The organism is Streptomyces sp. NPDC001231 (assembly GCF_042896885.1).
In the GTDB taxonomy this organism is placed as follows: Bacteria; Actinomycetota; Actinomycetes; order Streptomycetales; family Streptomycetaceae; genus Streptomyces.
In genome coordinates this window covers 1-12083 of sequence record NZ_JBIAXS010000063.1, presented here as the reverse complement: position 1 = coordinate 12083, position 12083 = coordinate 1, and the positions used below count along the sequence as shown (strand labels likewise).

Annotated in this window: 9 protein-coding genes; 6 read left to right on the top strand and 3 right to left on the bottom strand. The window is 70.5% G+C overall.

What is annotated here, in order from left to right; translation table 11 throughout:
• Window positions 1–217: 217 nt before the first annotated feature.
• Window positions 218–2374, bottom strand: a complete 2157-nt coding sequence (locus tag ACFY3J_RS38505) for an acetate--CoA ligase family protein (protein WP_390842862.1) — start codon at window positions 2372–2374, stop codon at window positions 218–220.
• Between the two features lie 3 nt (window positions 2375–2377).
• The gene (gene frc / locus ACFY3J_RS38500; protein ID WP_384181800.1) at window positions 2378–3607 is read right to left on the bottom strand and encodes a formyl-CoA transferase; all 1230 of its coding nucleotides are present in this window, start codon (window positions 3605–3607) and stop codon (window positions 2378–2380) included.
• Between the two features lie 306 nt (window positions 3608–3913).
• Between frc and ACFY3J_RS38495 the strand changes: the two genes are divergently transcribed.
• The 5 genes from ACFY3J_RS38495 to ACFY3J_RS38475 all read left to right on the top strand — a co-directional run bounded on the left by ACFY3J_RS38495 (window position 3914) and on the right by ACFY3J_RS38475 (window position 10073).
• On the top strand, window positions 3914–4666 hold the full coding sequence (locus ACFY3J_RS38495) for an acyl-CoA dehydrogenase family protein (protein ID WP_384181798.1): 753 nt from the start codon (window positions 3914–3916) through the stop codon (window positions 4664–4666).
• Between the two features lie 278 nt (window positions 4667–4944).
• Entirely contained in the window at window positions 4945–5415 is a 471-nt protein-coding gene (locus ACFY3J_RS38490; RefSeq protein WP_384181796.1) for a formate dehydrogenase subunit gamma, read from the top strand.
• 2 nt (window positions 5416–5417) lie between these two features.
• Window positions 5418–7025: a formate dehydrogenase beta subunit gene (locus ACFY3J_RS38485; protein ID WP_384182189.1), complete on the top strand. Its 1608-nt coding sequence runs from the start codon at window positions 5418–5420 to the stop codon at window positions 7023–7025.
• Window positions 7022–9835 (top strand): formate dehydrogenase subunit alpha, encoded by a 2814-nt coding sequence (gene fdhF, locus ACFY3J_RS38480; protein ID WP_390842861.1) that lies wholly within the window; start codon window positions 7022–7024, stop codon window positions 9833–9835. Before ACFY3J_RS38485 ends, fdhF begins: the two co-directional genes overlap by 4 nt.
• A gap of 31 nt (window positions 9836–9866) precedes the next feature.
• The gene (locus ACFY3J_RS38475) at window positions 9867–10073 is read left to right on the top strand and encodes a formate dehydrogenase subunit delta (protein WP_384181792.1); all 207 of its coding nucleotides are present in this window, start codon (window positions 9867–9869) and stop codon (window positions 10071–10073) included.
• 108 nt (window positions 10074–10181) lie between these two features.
• On the opposite strand, the gene ACFY3J_RS38470 is transcribed toward ACFY3J_RS38475, so the two are convergent.
• Entirely contained in the window at window positions 10182–11198 is a 1017-nt protein-coding gene (locus ACFY3J_RS38470; protein WP_384181790.1) for a 2-dehydropantoate 2-reductase, read from the bottom strand.
• 186 nt (window positions 11199–11384) lie between these two features.
• Here ACFY3J_RS38470 and ACFY3J_RS38465 point away from each other — a divergent pair.
• Window positions 11385–12083: ATP-grasp domain-containing protein (locus ACFY3J_RS38465; RefSeq protein ID WP_384181788.1), on the top strand; the 699-nt coding region annotated here is incomplete at its 3' end.

Here is a 12083-nt window from a genome sequence, read left to right as displayed (position 1 = left end):
CAGCCTCGGTTACCGCAGTCCCGCCGAGTACGAAACCGTTCTCGCAGCCTGACCACCACACCGATGGTGTCCGTCAAAGCGGAACAAGCTCAGAGTGACAGTGACACCTGGCGGCGCGGGCCAGGTGCCCGCACCGCCCGGCGGCAACGGTAAGGGGGCGCCCCCGCGAAGGGGGCGCCCCCTTTACCGTCGAATCAACCCGTGGACCGTCGAGCGGTTACCCGTCGGCCGGAAGCAGTCCGGCGGCCCTGGCCCAGCGGTACTTCGCGCCGAGAGCGGCCACCGGCTGTTCGGTGGTGTAGGGATAGGCGACGACCCCGCGCTCGAACAGGTAGGCGCTGGCCGCCTCCACCTCGGTGTCCCCGGCGAGCGAGGCCACCACCGGCTTGTGGATCCCCTTGGCCCGCGCCTCGGCGACCACGCGCGCGGTCAGTTCGGCGAAGACCATCGGCGGGGTGACGATGGTGTGCCAGTAGCCGAGGATCAGCGCGTGCACCCGCGGGTCCTCCAGACCGAGGCGGATCGTCGCCTCGTAGGTGGAGGGCGGCTCGCCACCCGTGATGTCGATCGGGTTGCCGGCCGCGCCGAACGGCGGGATGTACCGCATGAACGCCTCGTCGAGGTCGTCCGGGATCTCCATCAGCCTCAGCCCGTTGTCCACGCAGGCGTCGGAGAGCAGCACGCCGGAGCCGCCGGCGCCGGTGATGATGACGACGTTCTCGCCCTGCGGGGTGGGCAGGACGGGCAGCGCCCGCGCGTACTCGAGCATCTCGTTCAGGCCCGGGGCGCGGATCACGCCGGCCTGCCGCAGGATGTCGTCGTAGACGGCGTCGTCGCCGGCCAGGGCTCCGGTGTGGGAGCCGGCGGCCTTCGCTCCGGCCGAGGTGCGCCCGGCCTTGAGCACCACGATCGGCTTCTTCGGCACGGTCTCGCGGGCGGCCTCGACGAACGCCCGGCCGTCCTTGAGGTCCTCCAGGTGCATCGCGATGCACTTGGTGTTCGGGTCCTCGCCGAAGTAGGTGAGCAGGTCGTCCTCGTCGATGTCCGACTTGTTGCCGAGGCCCACGATCGCGGAGACACCGGTCTTGGTGGTGCGGGCGAAGCCGAGGATCGCCATGCCGATGCCACCGGACTGGGAGGTCAGCGCCACCGGGCCCTTGACGTCGTAGGGGGTGCAGAACGTGGCGCACAGGTCCTGCCACGGCGAGTAGTAGCCGTAGATGTTCGGTCCCAGCAGCCGTACGCCGTGCTCCCGGGCGATGGCGACGATCCGCTCCTGGAGTTCGTGCTCACCGGTCTCGGCGAATCCGGACGGGATCAGGACGGCGTTGGGTATGCCCTTGGCGCCGACCTCCTCCAGCGCGGTGGGCACGAACTTCGCAGGGATCGCGAAGACGGCCACGTCCACCTCGCCCGGGATGTCCAGGACGGACGCGTGCGCCTTGCGGCCCTCGATCTCGTCGGCCTTCGGGTTGACCGGGTGGATGTCGCCCGCGAACCCTCCGTCGATGAGGTTGCGCATCACCGAGTTGCCGATCTTGCCGGCCTCGGAGGAGGCGCCGATCACCGCCACCGACCGGGGCTGCATCAGCCGTGTCATCGCCGTCAGGATCTCCTCACGGCTGTACTTCGGCCGCGGGGCCGGCGCGTTCTCGGCGAGGATCACGCGGATGTCGGCCGCGAGCGCGCCCTCGGGCGTGGCGATCACCGGGTTGAGGTCCACCTCGGCGATCTCCGGGAAGTCCGTGACCAGTTGGGAGACCCTGCGGATCTGCTCGGCCAGCGCCTCGCGGTCCACCGCGGCCGCGCCGCGCACGCCGCGCAGGATCTCGGCCGCCCCGATCGAGTCCAGCATGGAGGCCGCCTCGTCCTCGGCGACCGGCGCCAGCCGGAAGGTCACGTCCTTGAGGACCTCGACCAGCACCCCGCCCAGACCGAAGGCGACGACCTTGCCGAATGTGGGGTCGGTGACCGCCCCGATGATGACCTCCTGGCCCGGCGGCAGCATCTGCTGCACCTGCACGCCGGTGATCCGGGCCTTGGGGTCGTACTCCTTGGCGTTGCCGATGATCCGGTCGAACGCCGCACGCACCTCTTCGGCCGTGTGCAGACCGACGACCACCCCGCCGGCGTCGGTCTTGTGCAGGATGTCGGGGGAGACGACCTTCAGGACGACCGGCCCGTCGAAGGCGCCGGCGTGGGCCACCGCCTCGTCCGCGTCGCGCGCCAGGGCCTCGCCGGGGGTGGCGATGCCGTACGCGTCGGCGATCCGCTTGCCCTCGGGCGCGGTCAGGGCGCTGCGGCCCTCGGCGCGCACGGTGGCGAGCACCTTCGCCACGGTGTCGCGGTCGGCTGAGGCATGGTTCAGGGGCATCGCTCAGATCACTCCGTTCGTCTTGAGGAGCTTCAGTTCCTCGTCGTCGAGGCCCAGTTCGCCGGCGTAGACCTCTTCGTTGTGCTCCCCGAGCAGCGGGGAGCTGGTGATGGTCACGGGGGAGTCGGACAGCTTCAGGGGCGAGCCGACGGTCTTGAAGGTGCCGCGCTCGGGGTGCTCGACCGGGACGATCATCTCGTTGGCGGCCAGCGACCGGTCCTCGATGATCTCCTTGGTGGACAGGATCGGGCCGCAGGGGATGCCGTGGGAGTTGAGGGCCTCCAGCACCTCCCACTTGGGCAGGGTGCTGCTCCACTCCTCGATCAGCTGGAACATCTTGTCCAGCTTGGGCAGCCGGGCCTCGGGGGAGGCCCAGTCGGGGTCCTCGGCCAGTTCCGGGCGGTTGATCAGCTCGGTGATGGGCTTCCAGCCGGGCGGCTGCACCACGATGTACACGTAGTCGTTGGGGCCTCCGGGTGCGCACTTGACAGCCCAGCCGGGCTGGCCGCCGCCGGAGGCGTTCCCCGAGCGCGGCACCTCCTCGCCGAAGTCCTCGTTCGGGTACTCGGCGAGCGGGCCGTGCGTCAGGCGCTGCTGGTCGCGCAGCTTCACCCGGCAGAGGTTGAGCACCGCGTGCTGCATGGCCACGTTGACCCGCTGGCCGCGCCCGGTGCGCTCGCGCTGGAAGAGCGCCGCGAGGATGCCGGCGACGAGGTGGACCCCGGTCCCCGAGTCGCCTATCTGCGCGCCGGTGGCCGTCGGCGGGCCGTCCTCGAAGCCCGTGGTCGCCATCGAGCCGCCCATGGCCTGCGCGACGACCTCGTACGCCTTGAAGGTGGTGTACGGGCCTTCGCCGAACCCCTTGATGGAGGCGTACACGATCCGGGGGTTGATCTCCTGGATGCGGTCCCAGGTGAATCCCATGCGGTCGACGGCGCCCGGTCCGAAGTTCTCGACCATGACGTCGGAGCGCCGGATCAGCTCGGTGAGCAGTTCCTTGCCGCGTTCGGTCTTCGTGTTGAGGGTGATGCTCCGCTTGTTGCAGTTGAGCATCGTGAAGTAGAGGGAGTCGGCGTCGGGGAGGTCCCGCAGCTGCCTGCGGGTGATGTCGCCGGTCGGCGCCTCCAGCTTGACGACGTCCGCACCGAGCCAGGCGAGCAACTGGGTGGCGGAGGGGCCTGACTGGACGTGTGTCATGTCGAGGACGCGCACGCCCTCAAGAGCCCTGGTCATGGGGATCACCTCACTTGTACACGGTTTGGTGCGTCTGGCCGTACGGGAGTCGCCGAGCCCTCCCCGTCCTGCACGCAGGCGTTCTGCACGCAGGCGTTCTGCATGCGGACGTGCCGCATGCAGACACCCTGCATACAGGCAACGAATACTGTATGCAATCATCGGTCGACCGGGCGGCGGCTGTCCAGTCGCCTGCGCGTGATTTTGCTCAGGCGGTGGATTCGCGCACTTGGGGGTGGTCGACGCCTCCAGCAGAGAGCATACTGTATGCAATCTGCGTCGGAAGTGACTCCAAGGGGCCGCCCCATGTCGTACCGCACCGCTCTCTCCCGCGCCATGAGCAGCGTCATCGAGCCCGGGGCCGAACGGGTCCGCACGCGCGACGCGTTCCCCCGGGCCGCGGTCGCCGCGCTGGGGCACTCCGGACTGCTGGCGCTCACCGTCTCCGCCGATCTCGGCGGCCAGGGGCTCGGTCTGGCGGAAGCCGCCGAGGTGGTGGCCGAGGTGTCGCGGGCCTGCCCGGCCACCGGTGCCGTGCTCAGGTCCCACTACGCCGCCGTCGCGGTCATCGAGGCCCATGGCATCCACTGGGTGCGCCGGAAGATCGCCACCGGGCATCACCTGAGCACCCTCGCCCTGGCGGAGGCCGTCGAGTCCGGTGAGCACGGCGCGCCTCCCGGTCCGCCCTCGACGGTGACGCGCACGGGGGACGTGGTGGCGCTGCGCGCCCGGAAGCACAACGTGGTCGGGGCGGGAGAGGCCGACAGCTACGTGTGGTCCTCCCGGCCGGCCGACGGGCGCGACGGACTGACCCTCTGGCTGGTGCCGGCCGACGCCCCCGGGCTGTTCGTGCCCGCACGGCCGGACGGGGAGGGGCCGCGTGGCAGCGCGTCGTCCACCGTCCGCGCCGACCCCGTCCTGGTGCCGGCGGGCGCGATGCTCGGGCCGAGCGACGGCGGGATCAGCACCGTGCTGGGCGCGGTGCTGCCGTGGCTGGCAGCACTGCCGGCCCCGGGTGCGGCGGTCGCCCGGCCGGTCGCGGCCGAGGCGCGCGCTTAGCCGCCGGGCTCGCGGTGTCTCGTGGGGCCTGGAACGGCATGCTCCATGAGCTTGAACACTGTATACAAACTGTAAGTAGGCGATTATGCTGCGGAGCGTTGTCCGTGCACCGACCGGGTCGGCGGAAGCGGCTGTGCCGCTGGTCACCGCCTCTGCGCATCCGCAGACGAGGGGCAAGGGTTCATGTGTTCGCGAAACCAAACTCGTACGACCGCGGCGAGGGCCTCGCGCTCGACTTCCGCGCATGCCGGTGACTGGGGGCGATCATGACCGCAAGCGTGAGTGACGTACCGGTGCGAGCCGCGATCAGCGCGATCGTGGCCGCCCATCGCGGCCAACGCGGCGCGCTGCTGCCGATACTGCACGCCATCCAGTCGGAACTCGGCCATGTGCCGCAGGAGTGCGTCGCGCAGCTCGCCGACGAACTCAACCTGTCCCGGGCGGACGTGCACGGGGTGGTCTCCTTCTACCACGACTTCCGCCGCGAACCGGCGGGCCGCACCACCGTACGCATCTGCCGGGCCGAAGCCTGCCAGGCCCTCGGCGCGGACGCCCTGGTGGCCTGTGCCCGCGACCGGGTCGGCCTCGCACCGGGGGAGACGGCGGTGGACGGCTCGGTCACCGTGGAACAGGTCTTCTGCCTCGGCAACTGCGCGCTGGGGCCGTCCATCCAGGTGAACGACGCCCTGTACGGGCGAGTGAGCGTGGACCGCCTGCGCTCGATCCTCGACGGGGCGGTGTCGCCGTGACCATGGCTTCCAACTCCCCGGTGACGGTGTACGTCCCCCGCGACTCGGCGGCACGGTCCGTGGGAGCCGACGCGGTCGCGGACGCCCTCCGACAGGCCGCCGCCGGCCAGGACCGGCCGGTCGAAGTGGTGCGCAACGGCTCCCGCGGCATGCTCTGGCTGGAGCCGCTCGTCGAGGTGGTGACACCCGCCGGCCGGATCGGCTACGGACCGGTGGCCCCGTCGGACGTGGAGGGCCTGCTCGCCGCGGGCCTCCTCGACGGCGGGGACCATCCGCTGCGGCGCGGCGTCGTGGACGAACTGCCCTGGCTGGCCCGGCAGAAGCGGGTCACGTTCGCCCGGATCGGGATCACCGACCCCCTCTCCACCGAGGACTACCTGCGGCACGGCGGCCTCGCCGGGCTGCGTTGCGCGCTGGGGCTGCCGCGCGCCGAGGTGATCGCCGAGGTCACCGAGTCCGGCCTGCGCGGCCGGGGCGGCGCGGGATTCCCGGCCGGCGTCAAGTGGAAGACCGTCTCCGAGTGCTCCGACGAGCTGAAGTTCGTCTGCTGCAACGCCGACGAGGGCGACAGCGGGACCTTCGCGGACCGCATGGTCATGGAGGGCGACCCGTTCATGCTGATCGAGGGCATGACGATCGCCGCGCACGCGGTCGGGGCACGTGAGGGCTACGTCTACATCCGGTCGGAATACCCCGACGCCGTGGCCACGATGCGCGCCGCGATCGAGATCGCGCGCGGGAACAACTGGCTCGGAGAGCGGATCCTCGGCTCCGACCTCACCTTCGACCTGCACGTCCGGGTCGGCGCCGGAGCGTACATCTGCGGCGAGGAGACCTCCATGCTGGAGAGCCTGGAGGGCAAACGGGGCATGGTCCGCTCCAAGCCGCCCATCCCCGCGGTGGAGGGACTCTTCGGCAAGCCGACCGTGGTCAACAACGTCCTCACCCTCGCCACCGTGCCGGTGATCATGGCGCGCGGCGCGAAGGCCTACCAGGAACTCGGCGTGCAGCGCTCGCGCGGCACCCAGGTCTTCCAGCTCGGCGGCAACATCGCGCGCGGGGGCATCGTGGAGACGGCGTTCGGCGTCACCCTGCGCGAGCTGGTCGAGGACTACGGCGGCGGCACGCTCTCCGGACGCCCGGTGCGCACGGTGCAGGTCGGCGGACCGCTGGGCGCCTACCTGCCGGCCTCCATGTTCGACCTGCCGATGGACTACGAGGCGTTCGCCGCGGCCGGCGCGATGCTCGGCCACGGTGGCGTCGTGGTCTTCGACGACACCGTGGACATGGCCGCGCAGGCCCGCTTCGCGATGGAGTTCTGCGCCGCCGAGTCGTGCGGCAAGTGCACGCCCTGCCGCGTCGGTTCGGTACGGGGGGTCGAGGTGATCGACCGGATCGTGGCGGGCGAGGACCGCGACGGCAACCTCGCCCTGCTCGAAGACCTCTGCGAGCTGATGACCGACGGTTCGCTGTGCGCCATGGGCGGGTTGACGCCGATGCCGGTGCGCAGCGCCATCACACACTTCTCTGACGACTTCCTCGCCCGCGACGCACACGCGGCGGCGCGCACCGCGCGGACGAGCGGCGCGAGGACGGAGGACTCGGCATGACCCTTCTCAAGGAACCCGACTTCGGAACCCCCGAACGGCCCGGGGAGCCGACCGTGTCGGTCGAAGTGGACGGACTGCCCGTCACGGTCCCCGAGGGCACTTCGGTGATGCGCGCGGCGGCGCTCGCCGGCATCGACATACCCAAGCTGTGCGCCACCGACAGCCTCGACGCGTTCGGATCCTGCCGGCTGTGCGTCGTGGAGATCGACGGACGCAGGGGCACCCCGGCGTCCTGCACCACGCCGGTCGCCGACGGCATGCGGGTGCGCACCCAGACGCCCAAGGTGGAGAAGCTGCGCCAGGGCGTCATGGAGCTGTACATCTCCGACCACCCGCTGGACTGCCTGACCTGCCCGGCCAACGGCGACTGCGAACTGCAGGACATGGCCGGCGTCGTCGGACTGCGCCAGGTCCGGTACGGGTACGAGGGCGAGAACCACCTGGACGCCGAGGCCGACCGGAGCAACCCGTACTTCGACTTCGACCCGTCCAAGTGCATCGTCTGCTCCCGCTGCGTACGGGCCTGCGGCGAGGTGCAGGGCACCTTCGCGCTGACCATCGAGGGCCGCGGATTCGACTCCAAGGTCTCACCCGGCGCGGGCGAGCTGTTCATGGACTCCGAGTGCGTCTCGTGCGGCGCGTGCGTCCAGGCCTGCCCGACGTCGACGCTCCAGGAGCGGTCGGTCGTCGAACTCGGCATGCCGACCCGCTCGGTCGTCACGACCTGCGCGTACTGCGGCGTCGGCTGCTCGTTCAAGGCAGAGCTGCGCGGTGACGAACTGGTCCGGATGGTGCCCTACAAGGACGGCGGGGCGAACGAGGGGCACTCCTGTGTGAAGGGCCGTTTCGCCTTCGGCTACGCGACCCACCCCGACCGTGTCCTCAAGCCCATGGTCCGGGAGAGGATCACCGACCCGTGGCGCGAGGTCGAGTGGGACGAGGCCATCCGCACGGTCGCCCGGGGGATGCGTTCCATCCAGGAGCGCCACGGCTCCGGCGCGATCGGCGCCATCACCTCCTCGCGCTGCACCAACGAGGAGGTCTACGTCGTCCAGAAGATGGTGCGCGCGGCCTTCGGCAACAACAACGTCGACACCTGCGCCCGGGTCTGCCACTCCCCGACGGGATACGGGCTGAAGCAGACCTTCGGCGAGTCGGCCGGCACACAGGACTTCCGCTCGGTGGCCCAGGCCGACGTGATCGTGGTGATCGGCGCCAACCCCACCGACGGGCATCCGGTCTTCGCCTCGCGGATGAAGCGCCGGCTGCGCGAGGGCGCCCAGCTCGTCGTGATCGACCCGCGCCGCATCGACCTGGTGCGCTCGCCGCACATCGAGGCGGCACACCACCTCCAGCTCACCCCGAGCACCAACGTGGCCGTCATCAACGCCATGGCGCACGTGGTGGTCACCGAGGACCTGGTCGACAAGTCCTTCGTGGCGGACCGCTGCGAAGGGTTCGACGAGTGGGCGGAGTTCGTCTCCCGCCCGGAGAACAGCCCGGAGGCCACCGAGCCCATCACCGGTGTGCCCTCCGAGGAGCTGAGGGCCGCCGCCCGGCTGTACGCGCGGGCGCCCAACGGGGCCATCTACTACGGGCTCGGCGTCACCGAGCACAGCCAGGGCTCCACCATGGTCATGGGGATGGCGAACCTGGCCATGGCGTGCGGCAACATCGGCCGCGACGGCGTCGGCGTCAACCCGCTGCGCGGGCAGAACAACGTGCAGGGCTCGTGCGACATGGGTTCCTTCCCGCACGAGTTCACCGGCTACCGCCATGTCTCCGACGACGCGGTCCGCACCGTCTTCGAGGACCTGTGGGGCCGCACGATCCTCGCCGAGCCCGGACTGCGGATCCCCAACATGTTCGACGCGGCGATCGACGGCTCCTTCCGCGGTCTGTTCGTGCACGGCGAGGACATCGCCCAGTCCGACCCGAACCTCAAGCACGTCACCGCCGCGCTCGAGGCCATGGAACTGGTCGTGGTACAGGACCTCTTCCTCAACGAGACGGCCAAGTTCGCCCATGTCTTCCTGCCGGGCGCCTCCTTCCTGGAGAAGGACGGCACGTTCACCAACGCCGAACGCCGGGTCAACCGGGTGCGCGCGGTGATGAAGCCGAAGACCGGCAAGCACGAGTGGCAGATCGTCTGCGAGGTCGCCGCCGCCATGGGCTACCCCATGGAGTACGACCACCCGGGCCAGATCATGGACGAGATCGCCCAGGTCACCCCGACCTTCCGCGGTATCTCCTACGCCTCCCTGGACAAGCTCGGCAGCATCCAGTGGCCGTGCAACGAGGAGGCGCCGGAGGGCACGCCGACCATGCACGTGGACGAATTCGTCCGTGGCAAGGGGAAGTTCGTGGTCACCACCTATCTGCCGACCAACGAGCGGACCACCTCCCGCTTCCCGCTCGTCCTGACCACGGGGCGCATCCTGAGCCAGTACAACGTCGGGGCGCAGACCCGCCGTACCGGCAATGTGGCCTGGCACCCCGAGGACCTGCTGGAACTGCACCCGCACGACGCCGAGGTGCGCGGCATCGGCGACGGCGACATGGTGACGCTGACCAGCCGCGTCGGGGGGACGACCCTGCGGGCCCAGGTGTCCGACCGGATGCCGCCAGGTGTCGTCTACACGACCTTCCACCATCCGGTGACCGGCGCCAACGTGGTGACCACGGAGAACTCGGACTGGGCGACCAACTGCCCGGAGTACAAGGTGACCGCCGTGCAGGTCGGACTCGCCCACCCGCGCGCCGGGCACGCAGCCGATCGGCTCCGGGACGACCACGCGGTGGTGGACTGAGATGGCGGGCGCCGTGCCACCGGAACAGCGGATGGCGAACGACATCGCCGCGGCCTTCGGGCACCTGCCGGACGAGCAGGCCGCCGAGGCGGTCGCGGGACACATCCAGCGGTTCTGGGACCCGAGGATGCGCGCGAGGCTGGCCGAGTTCGTCGACGGGGGAGCGGAGGGACTGTCCCCCGTGATCGTCGCCGCGCTGAAGCCGGCCGGCCGGACGGACGAGACCGCCGGCGACTGACCGGCCCGTTCCCCGCACCACCGCCTCATCTCCCCTCGTGGCGACGGGGAGATGAGGCGGTGGTCCGTGCGCGGCGCCGCGGGACGGAGCCGGTGGCGGCGGCCCGGCTCAGGCGGGTACGGCTCCCGGCGTGGCGCCGTTCCGTGCGGTGCTGCCCTGTGTACTGCACCGCGCCAGCAGGTCGGTGGCCGCGTGGACGGCGCGCAGCGTGGGCGCCTCCGCGCCGGTGATGTCGGCGAGTTCCACCACCGCCGTCACGATGGCGTCGAGTTCGAGCGGCTTGCCGGCCTCCAGGTCCTGGAGCATCGAGGTCTTGTGGTGCCCGACCCCCTCGGCGCCACGCAGCCGCTTCTCGATCGATATGTCCGGCGTACTGCCCACCCGTGCCGCGATGTCGAGGGTCTCCTCCATCAACTGGACGACCAGGCGCCGGGTTCGGGTGTGCCGGCAGATCTCGGCCATCGTCGCCCTGGTGAGCGCGCTGAGCGGGTTGAACACAACGTTGCCCATCAGCTTGATCCAGATGTCGTCGCGCAGGTTCGGCTCGACCGGGGCCTTCAGCCCGCCGGCGATCAGGGCCTGGCTCAACGCCGTGCAGCGCTCGGAGACCTGGCCCCCGGGCTCGCCGAGAGAGAACCGAGTGCCCTCCAGATGCCGGATCACTCCGGGGGACTCGACGACGGTCGCCGGATAGACGACGCAGCCGATGGCCCTCTCCGGCGGCAGGACGGCACTGGTGGCGCCATCCGGGTCGACCGCCTCCACCCGCCGGCCCTCGTAGGGCCCGGCGAGCTGGTGGAAGTACCACCACGGAATGCCGTTCTGACCGGCCACGACGGCCGTGTGGTCGGCGAGCAGCGGCTTGATGAGCGGCCCGCACGACGGGTAGGAGTGGGCCTTCAGCCCGAGGAAGACGTAGTCGACCGGACCGATCTCGGCCGGGTCGTCCGTGGCGTGCGGCCGGGCGGCGAAGTCACCGCGGGGGCTCAGCACCCGTACTCCGTCGGCCCGCATGGCCCGCAGATGATCACCGCGGGCGATCAGATGCACCTCGGCGCCGCCCCGGTGCAGAGCCGCCCCGACGTACGCACCGATCGCACCGGCTCCGAGGACTGCGATCTTCACGATGGACTCCTCTCAGTAGGAGGTTGGATACTGTATGCAATATCGCCATGCCGTGTCCAGGGCTCGAGGGGGAGGTGGCGTGTGGGGCGGGGAGTCTCGCTCCCAGCTATTGCATACAGTATTCAGTTGACTTTATGCTCGCAGTGCCGTCGACGCTTCCGTGAGCGGCTTTGGGAGGCCACTTCAATGGACCTGTTCGAGTACCAAGCACGAGATCTCTTCGCCAGGCACGGTGTGCCGGTGCCGGCCGGCGAGGTCGTCGACACGCCCGAGGCCGCACGCGCGGCGGCCGAGCGGCTGGGCGGCAAGTCGGTCGTCAAGGCCCAGGTGAAGGTCGGTGGCCGTGGCAAGGCCGGTGGTGTCAAGCCGGCCGCCACCCCGGACGAGGCCGTCGCCCGCGCGACGGACATCCTCGGCATGGACATCAAAGGCCACACGGTCCGGAAGGTGATGCTGGCCCCCACGGCCGACATCCGGGACGAGTACTACGTCTCGTTCCTCCTCGACCGCACCCACCGCACCTTCCTGGCCATGGCCTCCGTCGAGGGCGGCATGGACATCGAGGAGGTCGCCGCGACCAAGCCCGAGGCCCTTGCGAAGGTCCCGGTGGACGCGAACGAGGGCGTGACGGAGAAGAAGGCCCGCGAGATCGTCGAGAAGGCCGCCTTCCCGGCCGACGTCGCCGGCCAGGTGGCCGACGTCCTGCGGCTGCTGTGGCAGGCCTTCGTCGCCTCCGACGCGCTCCTGGTCGAGGTCAATCCGCTGGTCAGGTCCGGCGAGGGCGAGATCGTCGCCCTCGACGGGAAGGTGTCGCTGGACGACAACGCCGAGTTCCGTCACCCCGAGTTCGAGGAGCTCCACGACAAGGCCGCCGCCAACCCGCTG